The organism is Salinicoccus sp. CNSTN-B1, from assembly GCF_054792835.1.
This window is the reverse complement of the sequence record NZ_JBTWMN010000004.1, coordinates 401,063-427,609: the sequence shown is the minus strand read 5'-3', so window position 1 is coordinate 427,609 and position 26,547 is coordinate 401,063. Positions and strand designations below refer to the sequence as shown.

General features: G+C 48.6%; 28 protein-coding genes and 8 pseudogenes. 8 read left to right on the top strand and 28 right to left on the bottom strand.

What is annotated here, in order from left to right; translation table 11 throughout:
• Nucleotides 1-92: 92 nt before the first annotated feature.
• From ACYF68_RS02560 to pta, 13 genes and pseudogenes are all read right to left on the bottom strand, one after another.
• Nucleotides 93-773, bottom strand: coding sequence for an alpha/beta hydrolase family protein (locus ACYF68_RS02560; RefSeq protein ID WP_461045296.1), 681 nt, complete (start codon nt 771-773; stop codon nt 93-95).
• Complete coding sequence (locus ACYF68_RS02555; protein WP_461045295.1) at nt 770-1,744, bottom strand: hypothetical protein; 975 nt, start codon at nt 1,742-1,744, stop codon at nt 770-772. The genes ACYF68_RS02560 and ACYF68_RS02555 overlap by 4 nt, the downstream gene beginning before the upstream one ends.
• Complete coding sequence (locus ACYF68_RS02550) at nt 1,735-2,031, bottom strand: hypothetical protein (protein ID WP_461045294.1); 297 nt, start codon at nt 2,029-2,031, stop codon at nt 1,735-1,737. The genes ACYF68_RS02555 and ACYF68_RS02550 overlap by 10 nt, the downstream gene beginning before the upstream one ends.
• A gap of 87 nt (nt 2,032-2,118) precedes the next feature.
• A pseudogene (locus ACYF68_RS02545) lies at nt 2,119-2,930 on the bottom strand (FecCD family ABC transporter permease).
• 129 nt (nt 2,931-3,059) lie between these two features.
• The gene (locus tag ACYF68_RS02540) at nt 3,060-3,731 is read right to left on the bottom strand and encodes an ABC transporter substrate-binding protein (RefSeq protein WP_461045293.1); all 672 of its coding nucleotides are present in this window, start codon (nt 3,729-3,731) and stop codon (nt 3,060-3,062) included.
• Between the two features lie 26 nt (nt 3,732-3,757).
• On the bottom strand, nt 3,758-3,931 hold the full coding sequence (locus tag ACYF68_RS02535) for a hypothetical protein (RefSeq protein WP_461045292.1): 174 nt from the start codon (nt 3,929-3,931) through the stop codon (nt 3,758-3,760).
• A 73-nt stretch (nt 3,932-4,004) separates the two neighbouring features.
• A pseudogene (argS, locus tag ACYF68_RS02530) lies at nt 4,005-5,650 on the bottom strand (arginine--tRNA ligase).
• A 4-nt stretch (nt 5,651-5,654) separates the two neighbouring features.
• The gene (locus ACYF68_RS02525; protein WP_344704276.1) at nt 5,655-6,053 is read right to left on the bottom strand and encodes a YwiB family protein; all 399 of its coding nucleotides are present in this window, start codon (nt 6,051-6,053) and stop codon (nt 5,655-5,657) included.
• A gap of 50 nt (nt 6,054-6,103) precedes the next feature.
• Nucleotides 6,104-7,453 (bottom strand): magnesium transporter, encoded by a 1,350-nt coding sequence (gene mgtE, locus ACYF68_RS02520; protein WP_344704274.1) that lies wholly within the window; start codon nt 7,451-7,453, stop codon nt 6,104-6,106.
• A gap of 188 nt (nt 7,454-7,641) precedes the next feature.
• A pseudogene (locus ACYF68_RS02515) lies at nt 7,642-8,165 on the bottom strand (YwhD family protein).
• Nucleotides 8,166-8,179: 14 nt separating this feature from the next.
• Nucleotides 8,180-9,481: an HD domain-containing protein gene (locus ACYF68_RS02510; protein WP_344704270.1), complete on the bottom strand. Its 1,302-nt coding sequence runs from the start codon at nt 9,479-9,481 to the stop codon at nt 8,180-8,182.
• A gap of 395 nt (nt 9,482-9,876) precedes the next feature.
• Nucleotides 9,877-10,693: pseudogene (locus tag ACYF68_RS02505) on the bottom strand (lipoate--protein ligase family protein).
• Nucleotides 10,683-11,668: pseudogene (gene pta, locus ACYF68_RS02500) on the bottom strand (phosphate acetyltransferase). The pseudogenes ACYF68_RS02505 and pta overlap by 11 nt, the downstream one beginning before the upstream one ends.
• 133 nt (nt 11,669-11,801) lie before the next feature.
• Here pta and hemQ point away from each other — a divergent pair.
• On the top strand, nt 11,802-12,548 hold the full coding sequence (hemQ, locus tag ACYF68_RS02495; protein WP_344704262.1) for a hydrogen peroxide-dependent heme synthase: 747 nt from the start codon (nt 11,802-11,804) through the stop codon (nt 12,546-12,548).
• Between the two features lie 202 nt (nt 12,549-12,750).
• Here hemQ and ACYF68_RS02490 read toward each other — a convergent pair whose 3' ends face one another.
• The 7 genes and pseudogenes from ACYF68_RS02490 to ACYF68_RS02460 form a co-directional block, all read right to left on the bottom strand.
• Nucleotides 12,751-13,197, bottom strand: a complete 447-nt coding sequence (locus ACYF68_RS02490) for a hypothetical protein (RefSeq protein WP_461045290.1) — start codon at nt 13,195-13,197, stop codon at nt 12,751-12,753.
• A 5-nt stretch (nt 13,198-13,202) separates the two neighbouring features.
• Nucleotides 13,203-13,439, bottom strand: coding sequence for a hypothetical protein (locus ACYF68_RS02485; RefSeq protein WP_461045289.1), 237 nt, complete (start codon nt 13,437-13,439; stop codon nt 13,203-13,205).
• Nucleotide 13,440: 1 nt separating this feature from the next.
• Entirely contained in the window at nt 13,441-14,307 is an 867-nt protein-coding gene (locus ACYF68_RS02480) for an ATP-binding cassette domain-containing protein (RefSeq protein WP_461047452.1), read from the bottom strand.
• A 1-nt stretch (nt 14,308) separates the two neighbouring features.
• Nucleotides 14,309-14,689: a GntR family transcriptional regulator gene (locus ACYF68_RS02475; RefSeq protein ID WP_344704258.1), complete on the bottom strand. Its 381-nt coding sequence runs from the start codon at nt 14,687-14,689 to the stop codon at nt 14,309-14,311.
• A 145-nt stretch (nt 14,690-14,834) separates the two neighbouring features.
• On the bottom strand, nt 14,835-15,200 hold the full coding sequence (locus ACYF68_RS02470; protein ID WP_461045288.1) for a DUF423 domain-containing protein: 366 nt from the start codon (nt 15,198-15,200) through the stop codon (nt 14,835-14,837).
• Nucleotides 15,201-15,224: 24 nt separating this feature from the next.
• Nucleotides 15,225-15,536, bottom strand: coding sequence for a DUF5327 family protein (locus ACYF68_RS02465; RefSeq protein WP_344704254.1), 312 nt, complete (start codon nt 15,534-15,536; stop codon nt 15,225-15,227).
• Nucleotides 15,536-16,184, bottom strand: a pseudogene (locus tag ACYF68_RS02460) (uracil-DNA glycosylase). Before ACYF68_RS02460 ends, ACYF68_RS02465 begins: the two are co-directional and overlap by 1 nt.
• A 117-nt stretch (nt 16,185-16,301) precedes the next feature.
• Between ACYF68_RS02460 and thiD the strand changes: the two are divergent.
• From thiD to folE2, 4 genes and pseudogenes are all read left to right on the top strand, one after another.
• Complete coding sequence (gene thiD / locus ACYF68_RS02455) at nt 16,302-17,132, top strand: bifunctional hydroxymethylpyrimidine kinase/phosphomethylpyrimidine kinase (RefSeq protein WP_344704250.1); 831 nt, start codon at nt 16,302-16,304, stop codon at nt 17,130-17,132.
• Between the two features lie 58 nt (nt 17,133-17,190).
• Nucleotides 17,191-17,550 (top strand): DUF1806 family protein, encoded by a 360-nt coding sequence (locus ACYF68_RS02450; protein ID WP_461045287.1) that lies wholly within the window; start codon nt 17,191-17,193, stop codon nt 17,548-17,550.
• Nucleotides 17,551-17,561: 11 nt separating this feature from the next.
• Nucleotides 17,562-18,229 (top strand): annotated as a pseudogene (gene bshB2, locus ACYF68_RS02445) (bacillithiol biosynthesis deacetylase BshB2).
• Between the two features lie 11 nt (nt 18,230-18,240).
• Nucleotides 18,241-19,119: a GTP cyclohydrolase FolE2 gene (gene folE2, locus ACYF68_RS02440; protein WP_461045286.1), complete on the top strand. Its 879-nt coding sequence runs from the start codon at nt 18,241-18,243 to the stop codon at nt 19,117-19,119.
• A 222-nt stretch (nt 19,120-19,341) separates the two neighbouring features.
• Here folE2 and ACYF68_RS02435 read toward each other — a convergent pair whose 3' ends face one another.
• The 3 genes and pseudogenes from ACYF68_RS02435 to ACYF68_RS02425 form a co-directional block, all read right to left on the bottom strand.
• The gene (locus tag ACYF68_RS02435; RefSeq protein WP_461045285.1) at nt 19,342-19,596 is read right to left on the bottom strand and encodes a hypothetical protein; all 255 of its coding nucleotides are present in this window, start codon (nt 19,594-19,596) and stop codon (nt 19,342-19,344) included.
• Nucleotides 19,590-20,129, bottom strand: coding sequence for a hypothetical protein (locus ACYF68_RS02430; RefSeq protein WP_461045284.1), 540 nt, complete (start codon nt 20,127-20,129; stop codon nt 19,590-19,592). Before ACYF68_RS02430 ends, ACYF68_RS02435 begins: the two co-directional genes overlap by 7 nt.
• A gap of 310 nt (nt 20,130-20,439) precedes the next feature.
• A pseudogene (locus ACYF68_RS02425) lies at nt 20,440-20,599 on the bottom strand (helix-turn-helix domain-containing protein); the annotation flags it as partial.
• A 109-nt stretch (nt 20,600-20,708) separates the two neighbouring features.
• Between ACYF68_RS02425 and ACYF68_RS02420 the strand changes: the two are divergent.
• From ACYF68_RS02420 to ACYF68_RS02410, 3 genes are read left to right on the top strand one after another with little or no spacing between them, the layout of a single operon-like run.
• Nucleotides 20,709-21,695 (top strand): MFS transporter, encoded by a 987-nt coding sequence (locus ACYF68_RS02420; RefSeq protein WP_461045283.1) that lies wholly within the window; start codon nt 20,709-20,711, stop codon nt 21,693-21,695.
• Nucleotides 21,680-21,814: a hypothetical protein gene (locus ACYF68_RS02415; protein WP_461045282.1), complete on the top strand. Its 135-nt coding sequence runs from the start codon at nt 21,680-21,682 to the stop codon at nt 21,812-21,814. Before ACYF68_RS02420 ends, ACYF68_RS02415 begins: the two co-directional genes overlap by 16 nt.
• The gene (locus tag ACYF68_RS02410) at nt 21,811-22,062 is read left to right on the top strand and encodes a hypothetical protein (protein WP_461045281.1); all 252 of its coding nucleotides are present in this window, start codon (nt 21,811-21,813) and stop codon (nt 22,060-22,062) included. Before ACYF68_RS02415 ends, ACYF68_RS02410 begins: the two co-directional genes overlap by 4 nt.
• A 73-nt stretch (nt 22,063-22,135) precedes the next feature.
• On the opposite strand, the gene ACYF68_RS02405 is transcribed toward ACYF68_RS02410, so the two are convergent.
• The 5 genes from ACYF68_RS02405 to ACYF68_RS02385 all read right to left on the bottom strand — a co-directional run bounded on the left by ACYF68_RS02405 (nt 22,136) and on the right by ACYF68_RS02385 (nt 26,470).
• Entirely contained in the window at nt 22,136-23,047 is a 912-nt protein-coding gene (locus tag ACYF68_RS02405; protein ID WP_461045280.1) for an HAD family hydrolase, read from the bottom strand.
• A 61-nt stretch (nt 23,048-23,108) separates the two neighbouring features.
• Complete coding sequence (gene tadA, locus ACYF68_RS02400) at nt 23,109-23,567, bottom strand: tRNA adenosine(34) deaminase TadA (protein ID WP_461047450.1); 459 nt, start codon at nt 23,565-23,567, stop codon at nt 23,109-23,111.
• 5 nt (nt 23,568-23,572) lie between these two features.
• Entirely contained in the window at nt 23,573-24,277 is a 705-nt protein-coding gene (locus tag ACYF68_RS02395) for an HAD family hydrolase (protein ID WP_344703527.1), read from the bottom strand.
• Between the two features lie 45 nt (nt 24,278-24,322).
• Nucleotides 24,323-25,264 (bottom strand): L-threonine 3-dehydrogenase, encoded by a 942-nt coding sequence (locus tag ACYF68_RS02390; RefSeq protein WP_461045279.1) that lies wholly within the window; start codon nt 25,262-25,264, stop codon nt 24,323-24,325.
• A gap of 15 nt (nt 25,265-25,279) precedes the next feature.
• A complete protein-coding gene (locus tag ACYF68_RS02385; RefSeq protein WP_344703531.1) occupies nt 25,280-26,470 on the bottom strand; it encodes a glycine C-acetyltransferase in 1,191 nt (396 codons plus the stop codon).
• Nucleotides 26,471-26,547 lie beyond the last annotated feature (77 nt).

Below are 26,547 nucleotides of genomic sequence, written 5' to 3'. Positions count from 1 at the left end.
CCCCATCTCCATTTCAGCGTCCCGGCCTACGCCGGCTGATAAGCATAAATGCAATGATTTCCCGGGAAATCATTGCATTTATAGAAATATTTCTACTTCATATATTCATTAAACCAATTGACGATCCGCTTCAGCCTATCGATCCGCAGATTCGGTTTGCCGGTACGTGACAGATTGTGGTCTGCCTCCGGGAACCGTACAAACTGGACGGGCTTCTTCCTATATTTCAATGCGATATACAATTGCTCGCCCTGTTCAATCGGACATCTCAAATCCTGTTCACTATGCAGTATAAGCAAGGGTGTCTCGACGGCATCCACATATCTGATCGGAGAGTGATGCCACATTTTATCGATATCATTAAATTCTGCCCTGATCTGCCAATCTGTAAAGTAATAGCCGATATCCGACACTCCCCGGAAACTGATCCAGTTGGATATACTGCGCTGCGTCACCGCAGCTTTGAAACGGTTTGTATGCCCAACGATCCAATTCGTCATGAAACCGCCATAGGAGCCGCCCGTCACTCCAATATTATCGGCATCTATCCATTTGTACCTGGACGTGATGAAATCCACACCTGCCAGGATATCCTTGTAGTCGCCGCCACCGTAGTCGCCCCGTACCGCGTCGACGAATGACTGCGAATAGCTGTGCGAACCGCGCGGATTGACGAATAGTACGGCATACCCGGCAACTGCAAGCACCTGCATTTCATGGAAATATGAATGTCCATAAAATGCATGCGGTCCACCATGGATATTGACGATCATCGGATGCGCCCGTCCGGGGTGAAGCCGACTGGCGGCATGAACCATCCATGCACTTCTGTGCCATCAAAACTATTGTAGACGATATCCTCCGGTTCGATGATGAGAGTCTTTTCCGTATAGTCGGTGTTGATGCGGCTCAATTGTTCAAGCGCTCCTGTCGCATAGTCGTAGCGGTACAATTCTCCCGGAGAGGTATGGTTCGCAATCGTCAAGGCAGCAAAATCCGGCCCCACGTCCATCCCATGTATATGATGCCTACCTTCCAGCACCGGTTTTATGTCCCCTTCTATATTTCCTTCGTAAAGGTTTACACTGCCATGATCGGAAACAAGGAAAAGGAACCGTTCGTTGGAGATCCACTTCGCAATATCCGTTTCCACGGATTGCTGCGTGTCGGCCACAAGATGATCACCGACTGGTCGGTCGAGTCCTGCTGTCACATGCAACTTGTCGCCTGACTTCAGATCATAGAGATGAAGTGTTGCGTGTGTGGCATTTTCATATTCCCGGCCCATCTCGACGATAAGGAGCCGCTGTCCATCAGGAGAGACTTCGACTTGCACCACTCCGCCTTCTTGCGTCGGTATTTCAGTGTCTTCCCTGCCCCTTCTGATGAAGAGCCTCTCACTGAAGTTGAAATCCCTGTCTTCACTTCTGTCCGTCGCATAGATGAAGCCATCATCAAGCGTTTCCAGAAGTGTATGGTTCTCCTCTCCCTCAAGAAGAGTATCCACCGTTTTGGAACTGATGCTGATCGATTTGATGTTTGCATACTTCTCTTCCATGAGGCCGACGCCATCTGCCTTATATTTCATCCGATCGATGACGACAGGCTCAGGTTTTTTGTCTTCATCAGCTATGTCACCCGTCTCCTCTCCCTTCAGACTATGGAGAGACTGGTAGAATACACGTCCGCCTCCTTTGGAGAACTCGGCATGTGAAACCCCTTCCTTTTCATGGGTCAGCTGCATCCTCTCTCCGCCAGATGTCTCAAGTAGGAAGACCTGGTTTTTATCATCCGCCTTGGTGATGAACAGGAGCCACCGGCCATCTGCTGAATGCCTGATGTTCGACAGCCGCTCTTCGTTATATGTAAGTTGCCTTTCCCGTCCTCATCCATCTTGTAAAGGTGGGTAAAATAGTCGTTCTTTTCTTCATCGAGACGTGTCACCAGCGCCGTTATGCCAAAAGTGCCGATTTTAGGTGCCGTCACGGCGCGGATTTTAAATATATCTTCCACTTGTGTTCTCTCTGCCACTGCCATTCCCCCTTAAAATAGAAAAAAGACTGAATATACAGCCTTTTCTCTATTTTAGCATGTAACGTATCGTTTGCATAATCATCCCTAGGCTTTGGTCAGTACGCGCTTATACATCAAAAAGATGAACAGCGGTACAGCCGATATCATGACCATGACGCCGGTCGGTATCTGGAGCGGCGCGATGACCGTACGGCCGATTGTATCCGCAATATTGACATAGATCGCACCGTAAAGGAATGACAGTACCAGCAACGGACGAAATCGCATCGGCTTGAAGTAGAGCAGCATCTGCGGGACGATGATGCCGACCAGGGCGATCAGTCCGGTGTAGCTGATGATGACCAGAGGTGGAACGGCAGCCGCTATAAGGAGGAAAGGACGGATTTTTGCGGCATCGACGCCCAAACTGTAGGCTCTGATATCCCCGAGGTTCAACATATCGAGCGCGTGTCCATACCTATAAAGGAAAGCCGCCCCAACACAGTCAATACCCCCGTCAGCAGCGTTTCCTGATAACGTGATCCAGATAATGAACCGAACATATAGCGGGCGATTGATTCGGTCTGTTCCGGTGCCATCAGAATGATGATGTAGAGCACGCCACTCATCATCGCTCCAAGGAGCACACCGATGACGATCAATGTTTCCGGACGATACGCTGTATCTATGCGCTTCGCTGCAGCAAGTACAATCCCCATTGCAATCATGCCCGCCAGTATGCTCAATATCGGACGCATGAAAAAAGGCATGATGCCTGCCACCGCCACAGCACTGCCGAGCACTGCGGCATTCGCCATGCCTAATGTAAAGCTATCTGCCATCGGGTTTCTGAGGACAATCTGGAAGACTGCACCGCTCATCGCCAAGGCGGCCCCTGTTATCATGGCAGACAACATACGGGGCAGCCGGATTTCAAAGAGGATCGTATGTTGCTGTTCAGCATCCAGGGTTGCCAGGCCGACGGAGCCTGCAAACAGGGAGGCCCCCCGCTGATGATGAGCACCAACAGTAGAATCCAGACATGCCTACTCATAGATGCAGCGTCCTACCGCCCTCAACCCATCCGCTATACGCGGACCCGGACGTGCCAGGAGGTCAGGCTCGATGTTGCATTGTTTTTTGGGGTCATCCAGTTCATGCCCTTCAATACCCGGGATGCCACTGAGTGCCTCCTCCAATTCTTCATCGTCAAGTCCCATGATGGAAACCACCTCGGTTGGATTACGTTCAATGACTGCTTCAGGACTGATTGCTGCGTAGCCGTCGATATCATCAAAAGCATTTTCGACATGTATTTCAGATAGGGCGTCATCTATGAATGTTTCCGCCCCCGCTGTATACAATTCAGGATCGCTTGAAATGTGGATGAATACCCGGGCTTCTTCATCACGATTTTCGAAGACGCTGTTCTGGACATTGACCTTTCGTTCAATATCCTCTTTCAACCACTCGGCCGCAGTCTTCTCATTGACGAATTCTCCGATAGCCTTTATGGAGTCGTATATGCCTGAAATCGATTTGGCTTCATCCACTATAAGCACTTCCGCTCCGGTACTTTCAGAAACTCGTTTCAGAGTATCTTCATAATAGGGTGCCGAAGATTCATAGCCGAGGATATGGGTCGGTTCAAGGGCGATCATTTTCTCGGCATCAAGTTCAAACGTGTTGAATTTTGTAAGTGACGCGTCATTCGCCACTGATTCTGGATAGTTATCTTCGCTCGTTACCCAACCAGATTGCCCTCCAGGCCAAGCTCGACCAGTATTTCCGTGTTGCTCGGCATCAGCGAGATGATGCGCCTATCTTCAAAGCCCGACTCGATATCCTCTTCCGTACCACTGCATCCCGTCAGGATGAACAGCGTCATGGCCAGAAGGACCAACCATCTTTTCATCATAGAACCACTCCCCCTGGTCTTTTTCGTGCCTCACGACACATGATCCCCCTTGCCGGGAGGCAGGGGGACCCGTCTACATTTTATCAGGCGCAGAAACACCTATCAGTCCAAGTGCATTGGCGAGTGTTTGCCTCACTGCCTCTATCATAAGAAGATAGGCGGCGGTCTTGGCACGGTCATCCGTCAATACTTTGTCTGCATTATAGAATTTATGGAATGCCGAAGCAAGTTCCTGGATATAATTCGGAATGCGGTGGGGCGCACGGTTTTCCGCCGCATTTTTGACGATGTTCGGGAAGTCGGCAAGCTTCTTCAATACCAGAAGCGCCTGTTCATGCTGGATGACATCAAGGTCCGCAGACTCATCTAATGTATGACCTGCGTCCTTCGCCTGACGCAATATTGAACAGATCCGCGCGTGGGCATACTGTGCGTAATAGACCGGATTGTCGCTTGATTCCGATTTGGCAAGTTCCAGATCGAAGTCGAAATGGGTGTCCGGACTGCGCATCGCAAGGAAGTAGCGGCTGGCATCCACACCGATCATATCAATGATATCCCTCAATGTAATCGCTTTGCCGGTACGCTTGCTCATTTTGACCTCTTCGCCGTTTTCAATCAGGCGCACCATCTGCATGATCTGAATTTCAAGTCGCTCCGGATTTTCACCAAGCGCACCGAGAGATCCCTTCAGACGTTTGATGTAACCATGATGATCAGCACCGAAAAGGTTGATCAGCTTGTCGAATCCCCGTTCAACCTTATCAAAATGATAGGCCACATCCGGCATCAGATAAGTATAAGTCCCATCCTGCTTCCTCAGCACGCGGTCCTTATCATCCCCGAAATCTGTCGTTCTAAGCCACAATGCTCCATCCGCTTCATAAGTGTAGCCGTTCTTCGACATCTTTTCCAAAGCCAGATCGATTTCGCCTTTTTCATAAAGCATCGATTCACTGAACCAGTTGTCGAAATGCACATTAAAATCTTCAAGGTCCTGCTTCAGCTTCTTCATTTCGTAGTCGACGCCCATCTGACGGAACATCCTGATGCGGTCTTCACGGGTGGTTTCCGCAAGCTCCGGGGACTCCTCTGCCAACTTTTCGGCCATCTTCTTAATATCCTTGCCCATATAGCCGTCCTCCGGCATATACAGTTCCTGGCCAAGTGCTTCCATGAATCTTGCTTCGATGGATTTGGCCAGATTCTCAATCTGGTTTCCGGCATCGTTGATGTAGTATTCGCGCGTAACATCGTAACCGGCAAAATCCATGATGGCAGCGAGCGTATCTCCAACACTGGCATTGCGTGCATGTCCGATATGGAGGTCCCTGTCGGATTCGCGCTGACGAATTCGATCAGGATCCTCTCCTTGTTCTCCAGTTCACTCCGGCCGTAATCCTCTTTCTCTGATAAAATCTGCGTGATGATGGCCGCCAGCGAAGCTTCATCCATCCTGAAGTTGATGAACCCGGGCCCTGCAATCTCGACGGATTTGACGCTTGCCGCTTCACAATCCAGATTATCGATGACGATCTGGGCGATTTCACGTGGATTGCGCTTGGCCTGCTTAGTGAGCACCATTGCCACGTTTGTGGAAAAGTCACCATTCGCCTTATCTTTAGGTACCTCTATCTTGACCTCAGGGACGGCTTCAACTATCCCGGCCTGTTCAACTGCTGCTTCGATTGAGCTCTTCAACTGCTGTCTCAAATCCATCGTTTTACCCTACTTTCCTGATTTTATAATGGTAATCCCCAAGCTTGTCTCCGGAGTCATGCACTTCATAATGGATCTCAATGGCCTGCTCACCGATTTCAAGCGACTTTGTCCTGATTCTCAGATGATGTTTGCCGGCCGGGGATTCATAGAATGTGTCCGTCATTTCACCTTCAACGAAATGGAAGTTCATATTGATGACACCGCGGCGCTGTATCTTTACAAAGCCATCACCCACCCGGAGGATGACATCCAAAGCATGCTCATCAAGCTGTTCGACATAGCGCATGTAGATGTCATTGCGCTCTATCACTTCAACATCGACGCTCTGGCTGTAGCGCTTTGTTTCGTCATTCATCTTGACCGTTTGGTCCACCTGGTATTCTGCTCTAATGTTATTCATATTATCTCCTTCAAGTACCGTAAATTATAACATACCCCCGCGCACCCTGCCTATATCTGCAGCAGGGTCGTGGCAATCGAAAAGTAGATGGTCAGGCCGATCACATCATTCAATGTCGTGATGAATGGCCCGCTTGCTACGGCAGGGTCTATTTTCAGCTTGCTGATGATGACCGGCAGGATGGTACCGATGACAGTCGAGATACTCAATGTAATCAGCAGGGACATGCCTACGACGAACGCCAGCCACACTTCCTGATAGAGTACCGTAATCAACAAGACGATGGTCACACCACTTGCCAGACCGACCAAGACACCTGTGGCAAGTTCGCGCCTGAGGATGCGGAACAGTCCATGGTCATGGTATCCGCCTGTTGAAATCAGGCGCACCATCACAGCAAGCGACTGCGTCCCGGTATTCCCCGCTGCATCCATGATGAGCGGTATGAACAAGGACAGCAGCACGACCGCTTCCAAAGTCTCTTCAAAAGCCCCGATGACATTGGCGGTCAGCAGCCCGAGGAACATCAGCAGGACAATCCATGGTGCCCTCTTTTTGGCCGTTTGGTAAGGGGAGACCTCCAGGTCGACGGTGCCTCTGGAAGCAGCGAGTTCACTCATATCTTCCGTTGCTTCAAACTCGATGATGTCGATGATGTCATCGACGGTGATGATGCCGAGCAGACGATTGGCGCTGTCAATGACCGGGATGGTGACTACGTCATAGTCCTGCATGATATGCGCCACAGCTTCCTGATCTTCATCCGCATTCACCGTTATGATGACCTTTTCGCTAAGTGCTTCCATCGTCTGGTGATCTTCGGCCATCGCCAACTCACGCAGGGAAACAAGCCCCTTCAATTTTTCGTCCTCTACGATATAGATCGAATGGAGACCCTCATTCCTCGGAACATGACGCAGTCTGGCCACGACTTCTTTTGCGCTTTCTTCCTCGGTGGCGGTCATGAACTCCTTCTGCATGATGCTTCCCGCACTATGCTTTTCGTATGCCAGCAGCTCTTCGACGTGGCTGCGTTTCTGTTCGCTCAATCCTTCGAGTAATCTTCTGCGGCGCGCCTCATCCATTTTGGAGAAGAAGCGCTGCACATCATCGGAAGGCAGGTGCTCGAGCATCACCCTGCCATATTCGTCGGGCATACGGCTGAACAGCCGCGATTGCCCCGTATATGAAAACCATTTGAAGAGCTTGGCAAAATCTTCAGCCGGCAGCAGTTCAAAAAGCGTCTTCTGATGCTGCGCTTCCATCTCCTCGATGATCTGATACTGTTCGTTGCTGTGCAACTGCTTAAATTCACCCAAAAATGCCTGCGGATCGTCGATAAGCAGGTTGATGTAGTTTTGGATCACTTCTTTATCCAGGTGTATCTTAAGGTCCCTCATGGATAAGCACCTCCCTAAAATGATTTTAACTGACATTACTTCTATTATAGACAAAAAAACAAAAAAAGTGGCCGGGATGTCTCCCGGCCACAAGTGTCCTAGTTATATCTCATATAACTATATATATTCTATATTCCAATTACAGAATCTGCAATCTTTTTATAGATTTGACACAGTATCGTCACAAATCAGTCATTTTTCATTTCTTCCTGGAGATCGGTTGCGTTATTCCACATTTCTTCATTATAGGAAATCAGGAACTTCTTTAGGGCTGTACGGCTGAAACCGTCCATTTCACCCAAGTCGATCTTCCCCTTAACTGCACGGTCCAGCATGTTGACATGCTCAGGCATCAATTTGTAGGCCCGGCGTTTCGTGCGGTTTATCATTTCGAAGCAAGCACCTATGCCACTGTATTGTGGGCCGTTCTCTTTGCGTTCAACCGCCACCCAGACCAGCCATAAGTTTTTGGCATCCTCGCCTTCCACTTCGCTTTTGTCAGTTACCCACTTCACACGGCGCTCCACTTCCGCACGGCCATGGAGACCCCCATATCGATATACGTTTCACCTGTATCTGCATTCACATAGACGGGTGCCACATTCTCCAGGCTGATTGATCCGATATTCTGACCTTTGTGCCCGTCAAGCGGGTCATTTTTGATGATGTTGAACTGGAATCCTTTTTTCTTGCCATTAGATTCATTAGCCATTCTATATCCTACTCCTATGCCAATTCATTAAGTAAATTGATGATCTCGCCTTTTAGCTCAAGATTTTCTATCTGCAGTATCTTTTCTTTGGGGTAGTACAACTTCGAATCCATGCGATGCACGCCGGTAATGCTGTTTATGATGGCGGACTGGGAGCTTATCTCCCTCAGCTCCCCGTTATTCCTTATGATATGGATCGGCCAGCGGTTGCTTTTGGAACCTGGGCGGTCGTAATCATATGGCAGATCCGAATAGGAGTCGCTGAAGAAATAATACTCGGGATCGATGCCGGCCTTCTCGAACAGGTGCTGCAGTTCGGTAAAGGTGATGACTGAACCGTCGAACGGCAGATATTTGAAGAGATCCCTGTTTACCAGTCGATGCGACAGGTCGCTTAATACAGGGTCATCCTCATGGATCCATTCCTGGAGATAGAAATTGACCACCATTTCGTCCAATCTCAAATAATCTTCGACGCTCACTTCCCCAGAAAAGAACGGAATGAAGTATTTTGGTGCTTGCTTGAACTGATAGCCTTCTTCATGCAGATGTTTTGCACGCCGCAGTATCAGATTCAAAAGGACCTCCCCACCACGTGAGACCGGGTGGAAGTACACTTGCCAATACATCTGGTAGCGGCTCATCAAATAATCTTCGACCGCATGCATACCGCTCTCCTTGATGATGATCTCATCCTTGCTCGGCCTCATCACCCGCAGTATGCGTTCCATATCAAAGGTCCCGTAGCTGACACCGGTGTAATACGAATCACGCTGCAGATAATCCATCCGGTCCGCATCGATCTGACTCGATATCATGCTGATCACCAGCTTATTTTCGTGGGTCTTGTCGATCACCTGAGCCACTTCCAATGGAAAATCGACGCCGACCTTCTTCAAAACGGCATTCACTTCGGTATTCCCCAGTATGATCTTGCGGGTGAACTCCTCATGGTCGGTATCGAAGATCGTCTCAAAGCAATGGGAAAATGGACCGTGGCCCAAGTCATGAAGCAAGGCCGCCGCAAGCGCAAGCAAACGGTCGTCGTTATTCCACTCTTCAAACTCCTGGAAGTTGGTTACCATACGCCTGACTATTTCATAGACGCCAAGTGAGTGGTTGAACCGTGAATGTTCAGCTGAATGGAATGCCAGGTACAGGGTCCCAAGCTGCTTTATCCGCCTCAACCTTTGGAACTCCTTGGTTTTGATCAGATCCCATATCACCTGGTCACGAACATGAATATACCGATGCACCGGGTCTTTGAAGACTTTTTCTTCTATAAGCTGCTTTTTTCCATATTCGTCTTGTGACATCCCGCCATCCTCCCTTTAACTGCCTTTAATGATACTTTACCATAAAAAGATGAGCTACCGAAATACGGCAGCCCAACGTGGGGTTCCTTAAGGGGCGTCGGTGTTCTCCAACGGGTTCTTTTTATCCTTTTGCTGTTGGACATCCTTCTCCCTTTCTGCTTCCTTCCTGCTGTCTTGCTGGGCGGATTATCCGCCGGCACTTCTTCCGTCACTTCATTGCCGGATTTATTCTGCTCTTTTTAAGCTTCTCTTCTTCTTCCCTTGTCGTCATTCTTTTGTTTTCATCTGCAGTCACATCATCCACTCCTTTTATGCTACTGTTCCACTTGCCGGGACTGGTTAAACCTTATTTCCGCCTAAAAAAAGAAGGCGCCGGCCAACCGGATTGCCTTCAATCATTTCTGTTCCAGGACGTGGATATCTTTATTGCGTGTTTTCATCCGCTCGAGATGATGGGTGTAGCGGGCTTTCTGCGTTTCATCCATTTCTGGTAGCGGTGTGACCGCACCATGTTCCTCCAAGATGCCGAGCATGGTCTCAAGCACCTCATCAACCGACAGCTCAGTGCCGAGAAGTTCATTGAGGGAGGCCATATCTTCTGGATGGACATCCGGGTAGGTGAACTTCGTTCCCTCGCCCTTTATGCCTAATGCATAGAATCGGCGCATCACTTCTGCGCGCCGACTGCCGCTGCCCGTAATCGAGAGGTAGATCTGCACTGCGACGCCATCCCTGATGCGGCGCTGCGAGATGCCTGCGAACTTCCTCCCTCCGATACTCAGATCATAGCTGCCAGGGCAGTAGCTGTTGACGATTTCGCCCGTTTCCACTTCCGCTTCGGAGAAGGTTCTTCTGACCAGGTCCAGCATAAGATCATATCCATCATCTATCGGGCAATGTCGATTTCGGCAGGATCAGTGAGATGTTCAAGATGCCGGAATCAAGGACGACGCCGAGACCCCCGCTATTGCGTACGATATATTGGAATCCGGCCTCCTCCAGATAGTTGAGTCCATCCTGAAGATGTGGCAGACGGGCATCGTGCAGCCCGAGTATGACGAAAGGGTCATGGACCCATGCCCTGACCTTAGGTACACCATCCTGCGATACCATCTCCTGCAGTACATCATCCATGGCAAATGACATGAACGGATGGGGTGTTGCATCTATCGGCACAAATTGCCAGTCTGCCTTCAGTTCATCAATCATCATGCTGATTCAAGGCCTGGGTCGCTGTAAACAGCGCCAAGTTATAGACTTCATCCTTGGAACATCCGCGCGACAGGTCATTGACCGGCTGGTTCAATCCTTGCAGTATGGGGCCATATGCTTCAAATCCACCGAGACGCTGCGCAATCTTATAGCCGATGTTACCCGCTTCAAGCGAAGGGAAGATGAAGACATTCGCGCGGCCTTCTAGCGGAGAGTCTGGTGCCTTCTTCTCTGCCACACCTGGAACAAATGCCGCATCAAATTGGAGTTCTCCATCAATCGGCACCTCAGGAAGTTTTTCCTGGGCATATTGTGTAGCCAGTTTCACCTTCTCTGTTTCTTCGGTTTTGGCAGAACCTCTTGTTGAGAAACTGAGCAGGGCGACACGGGGCTCCATCTTGAAATCCCTTGCGGTTTTGGCCGTTTCTACAGCCACTTCCGATAACTCCTCAGCATTGAGTTCGGGATTGATTGCACAGTCACCCATGACATAGAGTTCATCTTCACGGATCATGAAGAATACACCACTTGTACGGGAAACGCCTGGTTTTGTCTTGATGATCTGCAATGCAGGACGGACTGTGTCCGGCGTCGAATGGATCGCTCCGGATACCAATCCTTCAGCACGTCCCGTGTAGACGAGCATTGTACCGAAATAATTGACATCGTTGAGGATCTCATCAGCCTGTTCCGCCGTCACTTTTCCTTGACGACGCTCGACGAATGCATCGATCAAGGCATCTTTATCTCCGTAATCTGCAGGATCGATCGTCTCGATCTTCTCCAAATCCAGGTTTTCCTGCTCTGCCAATGCGTCCAGCTCTTTTTGGCACCGAGAACAATCGGTTGGACATAAGTCGTATCCGCCAACTCGACTGCTGCAGTAAGAATTCTCTTGTCGCTCCCTTCGGGAAAGACGATTTTGACATTCTTGCCTTCCAGGTTCGACTTGAGGTCTTTTAGAAATTTACTCATAATATCCTCCTTGATTACCTTTACATACGCAATATTATACTCTTTTTGTCACATCATTTCATCCCTGCATGCTTTTAAAACGTTTTCTTATGGAGTAAGATGAGGAGAGATATGAAAAAGGAGAGATACACAAATGAACGAAGCTGCACAAACACTTGACGGTTGGTATAGCCTCCACTTGCTCTACAGTGTCGACTGGCCTTCCCTCCGCCTACTGGAAAACGATGAGATGGAGACGCTCGTCACGGAGCTCCAAGATTTCCTCAAGCGTCAGGAAGAAGTTCATGATAAGAAGGAAGGCAGTTATGCCTTCTACAATATAACTGGACAGAAGGCTGATTTGATCCTATGGATGCTGAGGCCGACGATCGACGAACTGAATGCATTGGAATTGGAATTCAACAAACTGCAGATCAGCGATTTCCTCATCCCTTCCTATTCCTATGTGTCGATCATCGAACTGAGCAACTATTTGGCAAAAGAGTCGGATGAAGATCCGTATCAGAATGAATACGTCAAAAAGCGCCTTTATCCGGAAGTTCCAAAATCACGCTACATCTGCTTCTATCCAATGGATAAACGCCGCCAGGGTGAAGATAACTGGTATATGCTCGATATGGAAAAACGCCGTGAGCTCATGCGTTCCCATGGCATGATCGGACGTGGATATGCCGGCAAGGTGAAGCAGTTCATCACAGGCTCGGTCGGACTCGATGAATACGAGTGGGGCGTCACGCTCTTCTCTGACGAGATGCTCCAATTCAAGAAATTGATCTATGAGATGAGGTTCGATGAGGTTTCAGCGAGATATGGGGACTTCGGAGACTTCTATGTCGGTGTGCACCTGCCAGCGGATTCACTGCTGTCATTCTTCAGATAAAGTTTAAAACATCATATTGATGGCTATATATTAATAAACATATCCATCAAGTTGGGAGGAATGAGCATGGCCCGTCTATTGCGTAGGCTGATCCCTTTGGCACTGCCATTTATCATCAAAAAATTCAAAAACCGCAAAAAAACGAAATAACATAAGTTTTTCCATAAGAAACGGCCTTCCGAAATTTCGGAAGGCCGTTTTTTCACTTGATTTTTATCGGCAACGAACGGATGAGTGATTGAATCAGGGCAATTGTAAACAATATAAGCAGTCCGCTGAACACAACGGTAAGGAAGATGTTGCCTGATGCGCCGCTGATCATATTCAGCTCGAACAACACCCCTTCGGTCCGGAATGTCCATAAAGATTCTATCGCTACAGCGATGCCGACACCAAGTACAATGGCGATGAGTCCGCCGAACCACCCGCGGTAGAATCCGATGCTGATGATGAATCCTGCCAGATAGAACAAATAGGCGGCCAACAGATGGCCAAGCACCATGGAGACAGGTCCACCCATACCTGATGCGGTGGTTTGTGTACCGAACCATGGCATCACGCCGAGGATCAACGATATGATGCCCGCCACTAATGCAAGGGTTACAGTGAAGATGACACCTGTCCATAGCACCGCCCGCATAAACGTCATCCGTGTCAATCCAAGCTGGATTGCACGCTCCAAAAACACGAAGACTGTAAGAATGCCTGCCACCAGCATGAATACGCGGTTGGCCCAGATGCCATGAAGAAGAATGACATGCCGTTGATTCCGGAGTCATCTATAAAGAGCATCAGCAATATATAAAGGGCAACCATAACAGCCATATACCACGCGGCCCACTTCGCCATCTCCTTCGAGAAATCGGCCGTCGCCAGTTTTACCTTATCCATTTTACCCCTCCTTGGTCGCAGTCAATATGGTGAAGAGTTCCTGCACCTTCAGTGGCTCAATATAGAGATGCTGTTCCTTCGCAGTCTTACGGTCTGCCTCATCTAGAGATCCAAGCACCACCACCGAGTGAATCGATCCGCTGGCGTGCGTTGAAAGTACATTCATGCCATCTGTGAACCGCACCACTTTCTCCTTCGCACCGCTCACGCGGAAGCCCCGTTCCAAAAACCTGTCAATAGGTTCCTGCAATATGACTCGGCTCTCGTCTAGTATAATGATCTCATCGAAGAGATGGTCCATACCAGAAACGGTATGGTTGGAGAATATCATCGTCCTTGGATAATGCGCATTGGCCTCTATGGCCATTTTATAGAACTGTTCGCGTAAAGTTGCCTCCATAATGTTCGTCACTTCATCAAAGATGGTGATTGGGGCATTGGCTGCCAGCCCAAATATCGCATTCACCGCAGCCTGCTGCCCTTTGGACATCCGATTCAAGGCTTTGTCAGAGTCGATTCCGAGCCCTTCCAACATTGTGAGCGCATAATCTGAATCAAACGCTGGCCGGTAGCGTTCCGTCACTCTACTTAAATACTTCGGGGTATGATGAGTTTCGGTGTAATCGACTTCGTGCACGAAGCGCACTTTGGCCATCAGCGCCTTATCTTCGTAAGGGTCCCGCCCGTCAATCTGTACAGCACCTTTAGTCGGTTTTCTATAGGAGGCAATCAGTGACAGAAGACTCGTCTTGCCTGCTCCTTCCTGCCCGATCAATCCGTAGATCCTGCCAGTTTCAAGCTGAAGTGTCACGTCTTCTAAAATCGTATTTTTCTTTATATCCAGTGATGCATTAGTTAAATCGACCATGCTACTCAATGGAAGCCATTCCTCCCATCTTCTCCATCATCCAACCGATCTCCCTGGCATCAAAGCCGAGTTTTCTAGCCTCCTCGAGCATCGGTTCCATATACTGGACTGTAAAGTCTGCACGCCGTCTGTCCAATAGAATTCTCTTGGCCTCAGCAGTCACAAAGACGCCGACGCCCCGCTTTTTATAGAGCAGACCTTCCTCCACCAATTCATTGACGCCTTTTGCCACGGTCAGATGATTCACTTTATAGAGGCAGACAATTTCATTAGTTGAAGGAATCCTGTCATGTGGTTCGAATGTGCCATCGATGATCTGATCGCCAATCCATTTTCCGATCTGATGGAATATGGGTTGGTGGTCATTCAAAATACTGTTCATGCGCATCTCCCCTCGATATATGGTCATATATATAAGTATATAACCTGTATATCAAATGTTAAACCGGGACTGATGGAATAATGCTTTGACGTATTTTATCTTCCATACGACAAAACCTCCGTTTACACGGAGGTCATGTTGTCTTTTATATTTTGATCATACCAAAAATCAGGAATACCCATCCTGCCAGGAACAATACACCGCCGATGGGGGTGATGGCACCGAGAATCGATATACCACTGACTGCCAGAATATAGAGGGAACCACTGAAGAAGATGATGCCAAGCAACATCAGCCATCCTGCTGTCCCGAGGAATGGGGCGCCGGTCAGCTGGACCAGAATTCCAACGGCAATCAGGCCAAGGGCATGGTACATCTGGTAGGACACAGCCTTTTCCCATACATCCATATAATGTTCGCTTATCTTACCCTCGAGTCCATGGGCCCCGAAGGCACCGCACGCCACTGAAATGAATGCATTTATCGCACCCATGATGATGAAAAGTTTCATTTTGCTACTCCTTACATATTAAGTCTAAAAATCAAACAGTGATTCTCCATTGCCTGAGCCATCTTCTGTCTCAAGCTGCCTGCCTTTTGTCTCCTGCCGGGTTGAATGGGGCACTCTGCCGCCCATCTGTTCCAGCATGCTGCGGTCCGTTTCGGACATCGAGCCCGGGGCCGTATGATTCGCTTCAGGACGTGCATCACCCGCATCCTCTCCGGTCTTCAGAAGACTGAGCAGCCGTTCCATGGCATATACGTGTTTGTCGAACTCATGCTGCCCGTCTGCTGTTTCCATAAGGTTCAGCTCCTGCTTGAGTTCTGCGATGATTTCACGCCTCATTACCGTTCACTCCAGTCCACAGGCTCCCGGCCGCGGGATGTCAGGTAGTCGTTGGTCCGGCTGAACGGCCGTGTGCCGAAGAAGCCCCTATATGCAGAGAGTGGGCTTGGGTGCGTCGATTTGATGACGTGATGTTTGGTCGTATCGATCAATTTTTCTTTCTGTTGAGCCGGCTTGCCCATAGTATGAAGACGACATCTTCGAGATTCTCCGAAACTTTCTGTATAACGCCGTCGGTAAACTTCTCCCATCCAAGACCTCTGTGCGAATGCGCCTGATGGGCATCAACCGTAAGCACGGTGTTCAGCAGCAGCACACCTTCTTCTGCCCAATCCTTCAGATTGCCCTTTGTCCGTTTGATGCCGAGGTCGGATTCCAGCTCCTTATACATGTTGCGCAGGGAAGGCGGCACTTTGACGCCTTCGTTGACCGAAAACGCAAGACCATGGGATTGGCCTTCACCATGGTAGGGATCCTGGCCGATGATGACGACCTTCACCGCTTCAAACGGCGTCAGTTCGAAAGCTGTATATATTTCTTCACGGGGTGGGAATACGGGGCCCGTGCGATATTTCTCTTCAAGTGTTTCTTCAAGTGAGGAGAAATCATTCTCCTCTTTATCATTTCAAATACATCTTTCCATTCCATCTCTTTTCACCTCTGTCTAAATTTTGATTATATCATCTATACAAGCATCTCTCTAGAAATACACTCTCTTATATAGTAAAATACCATTATTAATGACACATTGGAGGAATTTAAATCATGGCACTTAAAAAGACGCTCACCATTGCGGGTTCAGATACAAGCGGCGGCGCAGGAATTGCAGCTGACCTGAAGACTTTCCAGGAGCATGAAACATACGGCATGACTGCATTGACGACCATTGTCACAATGGATCCCGAAACGTGGTCCCACGGCGTCAATCCGATTCCGTTGGAAGTCGTGGATGACCAGCTTGAAACGGCCCTATCCATTTCCCCGGATGCAATCAAAACAGGCATGCTGCCTTCTGAAGAAGTGATAGAACGCAGTAAGAAAGCCTTTCTCGACAGCCAGGCCGACCACTTCGTCGTCGACCCGGTCATGGTATGTAAAGGGGATGACGAAGTCCTCAATCCAGGACTTGTGGATGCCATGATTGAACACCTTCTTCCACATGCGACAGTCGTCACACCGAACCTTTTCGAAGCCGGCCAGCTGGCCGGCAGGAAGACACCAAAAACTTTGGATGAGGCCAAAGCATGTGCCGAAGTCATCCATTCCAAAGGTGCCGACCATGTCATCATCAAAGGTGGTTCCGAAATCGAGGGCGACAAAGCAGTGGATGTCTATTATGATGGCAATGAGTACCACCTGCTCTCAAGCAAAAAGATAGATGCTTCCTACAACCATGGCGCCGGATGTACTTTCGCCGCAGCCATCACTGCAAACCTTGCGAACGGCCAGGCTCCTCTGGAAGCGATCAAGAATGCAAAGGCGTTCGTCACGGCAGCGATTAAAAACGGTTGGAAGATGAATGAACATGTCGGAGTCGTACGACACGGTGCGCTCAATACCGTCGAAAAAATTGATGTTACAGACGAACAAATATAGACGGAAAGGGCGCTGGCGCCCTTTCTTCAGGTTTTAATTTAAGGAGCGTTTCACAGATATGGAAAAGATCAATCGGGATAAGGTTCAGCAACTGCTGGACAGCTACCAGAACAAGAAAGTGTTTGTACATGTGGAAATTACCGGAGGCATGTACGCCAGCCACTTCGACGAGAAAGTCTTCAATGCCGGCATGTTCCTCCGCAACGTTCAGGTGACATACGTCCAAGGCGGCATACGTGGTGGCGAAAACGGTGAATACCGCGTAGGTCTCAAGCTCGATAATGATGGCTGGATATATGTCCTTGGCCTGACACATTACGAAGTGAATGACGACAATGAATTTATCATGCATGGCTTCAACTATGATGGAAAACTCGCCAGTGCATTGGAAATATCGACTCAGGAATTCTTGAAATAGGAGGCGCGAACATGGAAAAGGAAAGACAAGTACTCGTCATCTTCCCCATCCCGACGACGAAGCATTCGGTGTCAGCGGGACGATGAGCCGCTACGTGGATATGGGCGTGCCCGTCACATACGCCTGCCTGACATTCGGTGATATGGGGCGCAACCTCGGCTATCCGCCATTCGCAACACGCGAATCACTGCATGAAATCAGAAAGAAAGAAGTGCAGGAAAGCGCACGACTGATTGGCCTGGATGATCTGCGCCTGTTGGGCTACCGCGACAAGACATTGGAATTCGAAGCACCAGGTCACCTAAAAAGTGTCGTCAAAAGTATGATTGATGAATTGAACCCGTCAAGGATCATCACATTCTATCCAGGCTACTCCGTCCACCCCGACCACGAAGCGACAGCCGAAGCAGTCATTGCAGCAGTAAAAGAGATGGCGCCTGCAGAACGTCCGGCGCTTCAGCTCGTCGCATTCAGCAACGACACATACAAAGATCTCGGGGAACCCGATATTTCGGTCGATATTTCAGGTTACGAAGACCGCAAGGAGAAAATCATGGCCGCCCATGAATCCCAGACCGGTCCGCTTCTGAAGACACTCGCCGGAAATACTGCGGAAAGTGAAGCAGCCCGCCAGATGTGGATGAAGAATGAAGTGTTCTACAGTTATGATATAGATTAAGGAGAAGAGACATGGAACAATTGGATCTCACTACGAGAGAAGGCCGTTTCAAGCATTTCGGATCCGTCGATCCCATAGAAGGAAAAAAGCCTAAAGAAAAGGAATGCATGGCCGATCTGCAAAGTTCAAAAAAGGATTTCCTGTTTGAAGTCGACTCAGTCGGCATAAATAATTTGAGCTATCCAGTCGTCATCGGTGACTACCAATCGGTCGGCACCTTCGAATTGGCTACAAGTCTGAGACGCGATGAAAAGGGCATCAACATGAGCCGCATACTTGAATCGCTGGAGACGGAGAATGAGGGCGGTGTGTCACTCGACTTCACCACTCTTGGAAATGTATTGGAAACACTGCGTACGCGCATGCATCAGGAAGAAGCGGAAGTTACCGGAGCAGGTAAATGGTATTTCCCTAAACCAAGCCCCGGGACACGTCTGAGCGGCATGGCGCACGCCGATGTCGAATACGCCTTGAAGATCGACGGCAATGGCGTACAACAGAAAAAACTGGGCTTGACGGCCATGGTCACTACACTATGCCCTTGCTCAAAGGAAATCAGTGAATACAGTGCGCACAATCAGCGCGGCTACGTAAAAGTGCTGCTCGATATCGATCCGGATGCCGAATTGCCGGAAGATCATAAGGAGCAGCTGTATCAACTGCTTGAAATCAACGCATCTTCCCAGCTTTATCCGATATTGAAGCGTACGGACGAAAAGATGGTCACAGAACGTGCCTATGAAAATCCGCGCTTCGTAGAGGATCTCATCCGCCTGATCGCCTATGATCTAGTGGAGCTCGACTGGGTCAAAGGCTTCGAACTCGAATGCCGCAATGAAGAAAGCATTCACCAGCATGACGCCTTCAGCAGGATGTCATACCAAAAATAAAACAGTCTCCCTTATATAGAAGCGATGGGACGCATAAAAGGAGATGACAGCGTTAAGCTGTCATCTCCTTTTTTATATGGTATTCCCTTGTTGGAAAGATCCGTAGCATCTGCGGCAATGGATGGTGAACATCCATTTATATGAAGTAGCAGGATAGAAATCAAATGCATCTATGCCTTCGATTTTCAATGATTCCTATGAATGGCAGACCTGTCTCTACTTTTACTTCGGCGTCCCGCCCCGGTCATCTCCAAAAATGATATCGCGGATCATGTAGAATTCTTTTGTGAAGCGGGAATCCTTTATATCTTCGATGGTGTCCTCAACACTGCGGAACGCTTCCCTCGCCTCCTGCAGCTCTCCAAGATGATATAGGCTGAGTGGATAGATGCATGAGCGTGTGGCCATGATGATGCGGTCGATCGGATGCTGGGCGGCTGAACGGATATACATCCCCTCTTTGTAGTTCTCTACCACTGTCTTATACTCTTTCTTGAAATAAGCTTTTTGAGCATGAACAGGGGATGGTAGAACGCCATGTTGCTGGACTGCACCGTACCCGCTTCATGATGCTTCTCTATCTTTCTGATGTATCCCTCATATAGGCTCGCACGCTGTTGCGCGTCTTCAGCCAATACATGATAAATTGTGATGGGGTGGTCTTCATCAACCAGTTCGAGCGCATATTTTTCCTGGTTGTTGAACTGGAGGTATTGATTCAGTCGTCCCTCATACTCCCTATGCTTCTCCGTCTCCCCTTCGAGTCCATAGTAGTAGCCAAGGATCATATTGGCCGAAAAGAAGTATTTGAAGTTCTCCATATCATAGGACAACTCGATTACCTTGTTGGCGAGCAGGACACATTCCTCCATATCAACCGGAACTGAAAAGATCGCTTTGAGGTACACATATTCCAATTCGAGGTACGGATCGTACACCTTGAATTCTGTAACTTCCGCCTCGGACTCGAGCAGCCTGTTGTAGGCCTCCCGGTAGTCTTGGCTGTACATGAGGGAGATTGCATCATTCAGTTTGTTTCTTACGACAAGATGTTCTATTCCGATGCTCCTGTAGAATCCCCGATCTTCTCCGTATATCCATCGGCAATATCATGTTCGCTTTTGTACCTATGGTAGGTGCGGATGATGCTGTACAGCTCCATCCCTTTGCTGCTTTGTGATATACGGTCCAGATGAGGCAGTATATTGGTTTCAATATGGGTGAAGGGAAAGGAGAAGTAATGGCTGAAGTCAGCTTCAGCCAACACCTGTCGTGTCCATTCCTCATCACCTTCACGCGTGAGGTAGCCGATTGAAACATCCAGTTTTTTGGCAATATGGGACAAAGTCTCCATGGATGGTTTCGATTTATCATTCTCTATAAGACTCAACATCCCCTTGGTGATCTTATCTCCCGCCAAATCCACCAGTGTCATATCCCGCTCTTTACGCAGCTGTCTGATGCGTTTTCCCAATGTCATAATCTCATCTCCATAATATTATAGTTTAATTATATTAAACTTTTAGTTGACAAGCAATCCTTTTGATATTACAATAAGTTTAATTAAATTAAACAAATGGGGTGTAAAAATGTTTTTTGATAAAAATTTGCCCATGCAGGAACGTTTCAATTTTATCGTCTATGCTCTGAGCCGGTTCATCCTGAGCGTCGGAAAATATGTCTATCTGTTTGCTGTGAGCTACTACATCATGTACGAAACGGGATCTGCACTCTACTTTTCGATCAATATGGCCATCAGCATTATCGTCACTGTCATCCTGCTTCCATTCTCCGGCATATTAAGTGATTTCGGAAATAAAAGGAAGATCATCATATCAGGAGAAGTCATGAACGCCCTTGTCATCCTTGGCCTCTTCATCTATACAATAATCTACGACATCAACTTGATAGCCATCTATCTCGTTACTTTCCTGACTTCCATGATCGAACCATTTGTATCCAACACGTTCCAAACCGCCATCACTGAACTTTTCCATAAGGAGAGGATCCAGAAGGTGATGGGCTATACTTCAGCCATCCTTTCTTCAACGGTCATCCTTGGCCCCATCCTTGGTGGCGCCCTGTTCGGACTGCTCAGCTTCCCGCACATCATCCTTCTTTTCCTCATTGCCTACATCATTTCCGCTTTCCTCGATTTCCTTCTCGACTTCAAGCTCTACTACACCGAAGCGGATTATGCGGAAAATAACCTTGAAGCGGGTACAGGAAGCAGGTTCAAGCGCGACATCAGCCAAGGGTTCATCTTCATCGCCAACAATGAAGTATTCAAATCCCTCCTGCTCATCGCCGCCCTGATCAACTTCATGGCCGGAGTCATTACGATTTTTCCTGAGAAGATGATGATCCATGAACTGTCCCTCCAGCCGGAAACTGTCGGCATCGTCAATGCCATCGGAGGACTTGGCGTACTTGCAGGTGGCGTGGCGGTTGCCAGAATCAAGCAACTTGATAATCCATTTCTGCTTATGAAAAGGGGACTGTCTGCATTTGCCGCCCTGGTCGTCATCTACCTGCTGCCCTATATCTTGACGGAGGCATCGTGTCGCTTGTTCTGATCATCGGAGGCATCAGCCTCAGCGTCGCCGTGGCACTCCAGTTCATCAATATACCGATCAGCCTATTCGTTCAGCTCGTCACTCCCCAGCACATCAAGGGACGGTGTTTTCAACCATGAACCTCTGCACCATGAGCATCATGCCGGTCGGCGCCATCTTTTATGGCTTCCTTTATGATTTCGAACTCTACTGGATGATCAACATCATCAGTGCAATTCTCATGCTTGCAGTAGTGCGCATTTTCTTCAAAGAAGGGCTCATCGCCAAATCGAAAAGTATGTATGCGACCGCCAAGCAGGAGGCCGAAGAGGCGGATGATGAACCAGAAGAAGAAAGTCATCCAGAACCCACTCCCCAAAGCGTATAAGAATTAATAAAATGCCCGATTCCTCGTGAGGAATCGGGCATCTCTGATATCGGTGCTGAGCCGAAATGAAGCATCAAACTCTATGATTCGGATAAGTCCCAGCTTGGGCCTCCTGCTTTTCTTCAAGTAGGTCAAGCGCCTCTTCAATGGCTATGGCAACACCGTCCTCGGTGTTGCTTTCTGTCACTTTATCTGCGATGGCCTTCACTTCGGAAGCGGCGTTACCCATCGCTACTGCCATACCGACTCGTTTCAACATGGAGATGTCATTGAGATTGTCCCCGACTGCCATGACATCTTTCATATCAATATTCATGATGTTGGCGATATCAGTGAGTGCAATGCCTTTCTGTGCATTTTCATGAGTCAGTTCTATATTCCCTTCAGATGAAGAGGATACTGCCAGATTACCGATGTCATAGAGTTCATTCCTCGCCCGGAAAAGCTTTGGTTTGCTTGGCGAAGAGGCGAGCAGTTTCAAAATGTTCTCTTCCTCGTTCTCGAATATCGTCCTATAGTCATCTGTCTCCACCAAGGTGCCGCTTTTCAGGCGCTCTTCCATGAACCCTCTGATTCTCTTCTCGCTAGCGGGATTGTTTTCTTCCCCCGCAAGCTCCATGAAAATCTGGATATCGCGTTCCACGTCTGCCGTATAGATGGCACGGTCGGTATAGATCTGATAGAAAATATCCTCTGAGCGGAACACATCCGCCACCTTATGGACCAGTTCGGCATTCAGCGCATTCGTCGCCAGTATCTCATGGGACTCGTTGCGCACCTCTGCACCGTTCAGACATATATAAGGTAGCGGGGTGTTGAGTTGGCGTATGATGCCATGCGCTTCATAGAAGGCACGTCCGGTCGCCACGACAACCTGTATTCCCCGTTTCATCGCTTCATTGATCGCCTCCATATTCCGGCGGCTGATGTCATGGTGGGGAGTCAACAATGTCCCATCCATATCCAATGCGATTAATTTGACCATAAGCGTTCTAAAACTCCCTTATCATTTTAAATTCATTTTATCAGAAAATTCATTCATTATTCTACTTTTTATGTTTTTTCCTGAGGTTTTTAAAAAATGATGTCAATAAGTTACTGCATGTATCCTCTAATACACCGGAAGTCACTTCTGCACGGTGGTTGAACCGCGGTTCATCCAAAAGGCGCATCAGACTGTCTACTGTGCCCCCTTTAGGGTCTCTCGCCCCGTACACTACATGGGGGATGCGACTCATTATAATCGCACCTGAACACATGGCACAAGGTTCCAAAGTGACATAGAGGGTGCATGCTTCAAGCCGCCACGATCCCACTACTGCACTAGCCCGGTCAATGGCGATCATCTCTGCATGGGTCAAGGGATTTTGTGAAGTTTCCCTAAGATTGTGTCCCCGTGCGATGACACGGCCGTCATGGACGATTACTGCTCCGATCGGAACTTCGCCGATCTTTCTTGCTTTTTCCGCTTCTTCCACTGCCAAAGCCATAAATGCCTCGTGCATGACCTTCACCGCCTCTTCTCCAGGATGAAACGCCCATCTTCAATGATATCTACCACACTATCCAACACCAAATCGGCACCTTCCAGGTCCTCTCTACGCGATGTGCCTGATAGTACTCCAATCGTTTGGAGACCCGCTTCATACCCAAGCATCGTATCCGCCCGGTTATCCCCTACCATCACCATCTCATCTAGGGTATAACCATACTTTTGTATAAGGGGGTCAAGTATGCGCAAATCTGGTTTATGATAGGGCGAATCGTCTCCCGCTACAACATGATGGACGACCGATTCCAACGAAAATTTTTCGATGAAATACTGTGTGCTCAAGCGGCTGTCGCTGGTGACGATGATGTTTATATGCCCATTTTCTGCAAGTTGGTCAAGCACAGGGGCGGCCCCCTCGATCAACTCCATATTATTGCGCAAGAGATCGAGGTTCTCTTCGTAGAAGGCCTTCATCCATTCACCGCCGCCACTCTGATAGCGTTCGAAGCAATCTTGGATATTCTGGCCCGTTCCGCTTGCCAGTATGGAATTCGGGGCGATGCGCCCGTTGATCAGTCCTAGGCGATGGGCGAGTTCATCTTTGATATCATGACGGTCGAATTCCTCTGCAAAGGCTTCGATTGTGGTTTTGGCATAAGGCGTCCAAATTTTATGATAATCCATCAGTGTACCATCTTTATCAAACAAAATTATACGCGTCATTAAACTGCCCCAATCAGAAAAATAAGAAGGCAGTATGCCTTCTTATCATTTATTTCGTATTGCTTCCAACATTGTTACAGTCATTTTTTCAAGGTCGTATTGTGGTGCAAATCCCCACTGCCGTTCAGCTTCCGTCGCATCGATGGCGTTCGGCCAACTCTCTGCGATCCCCTGACGTACAGGATCTACATCATAGAACAGTTCGAAGTCGGGTATATGCTTTTTGATTTCATTCGCCACCATCTCAGGATTGATGCTCATCGCTGTGACGTTGAAGGCGTTGCGGTGTTCCAGATTCGAAGCATCCGCTTCCATCAGCTTGATGATCGCTTCGATGGCATCATCCATATACATCATGTCCATATTCGTATTTTTATCTATGAACGATGTATACTGTCCATTCCGGATGGCTTCAAAGAAGATTTCAACGGCATAATCGGTTGTACCGCCGCCGGGCTCCTTAACATGGGAAATGAGTCCCGGGAACCTCACGCCCCGTGTGTCCACACCAAATTTCTCATGGTAGTAGTCACACAGCAGTTCTCCCGATACTTTATTCACACCATACATCGTGGTCGGCCTTTGGATGGTGACCTGCGGGGTGTTCTCCTTCGGAGTCGATGGTCCGAAAGCACCGATGGAACTTGGAGTGAAGAATTTAAGGTCCCGCTCCCTTGCAGTCTCAAGGGCGTTTATAAGCCCTCCCATATTGATGTCCCAAGCGAATTGCGGATTCTTTTCGCAAGTCGCGCTGAGTAGCGCGGCCATATGCATCATCGTATCGGGTTTGAAATCCTCTACGATTTCATCCATCCGCGTTTTATCCCTGACATCCAGGATCTCAAAGGGCTTACCTTTCAATTCGTCACTCTCAGGTTCTTTGATGTCCGTCGGCAGAACATTTTCGTCCCCGTATTTCTCTCTTAGTTTTAAAGTCAGCTCAGTGCCGATCTGCCCGAGCGCACCGGTAATAATAATCCGTTCCATCGCCGTGCTCCTTAATTATGAGATTACGTTCAGTTCTTTTCCTACTTTTTCATATGCAGCAAGCGCATCATCCAACATTTCTTTAGTGTGTGCTGCCGTCGGCATGTTCCTTACACGCCCTGTACCTTTGGGTACAGTCGGGAAGACGATGGACTTGGCATATACGCCTTCTTCCATGAGGCGTTTCGAGAACTCCTGGGTCGTCTTTTCATCGCCGATTATGCAAGGGGTGATCGGTGTTGCGGAATTACCGATATCAAAACCGAGATTCTTAAGGCCTTTTTTCAGGTAATCACCATTCTCCCAGAGCTTGTCGTGCAGCTCTGTGGAATCCATCAGCTTGTGGACTGCCTCAGTTATCGCACGCGTATCCCCAGGTGTCAGTGATGTGGAGAACAGGAATGGACGGGCTGCCACTTTAAGGTAGTCGATCAGATTTTGACTACCTGCAACATAGCCGCCGACGACACCGATCGCTTTTGACAGTGTACCCATCTGGATGTCGATTTCCTTCTCCAGGCCGAAGTGCTTAACAGTTCCTGCACCTTTGCCCATGACACCTGAACCGTGTGCGTCGTCCACATATGTGATGAGGTCGAATTCCTTGGCGATTTCCACGATTTCCGGCAGCAACGCAACATCGCCATCCATTGAGAATACACCGTCAGTAATGTACATGACTTTTCCGTACTGGCCCGATTCCACAGCTTCTTTGGCTTTTTTGCGGAGATCATCCATATCGGAGTGGTTTACACGGATGATTTTTGCGCGGGAAAGGCGGCATCCGTCGATGATTGAGGCGTGGTTCAATTCATCAGACAGGATCGCATCCTCTTTGCCCATGACCGCCTGAATCGCTGCCATGTTACAGTTGAAACCGGATTGGAATGCAACTGCCGCTTCAGTGCCTTTGAATTTAGCCAAAGTCTCTTCCAGGTCCACATGCAAATCTAGGGTACCGTTGATTGTACGTACGGCGCCTGCGCCTACACCATGGGTATCGATTGCTTCTTTCGCAACCTTCTTAAGTGTCTCGTCCGTCGCAAGGCCGAGATAGTTGTTGGAAGATAGATTGATCAGCTTCTTGCCGCCAATCGTGATTTCTGGTCCATTGGCACCTTCAACCACATCGATTTCATTATAGAGTCCGTTATTTTTCAATTCCTGCAGATTTGATGCAAGATACTCATCCAAAATTTTAGACATTTACAATCTCCTCCTCTTTCCCATATCATATCATAATTGAAAGCTGTCTTAGAATTGAAACGATGTTTTTATTAAGT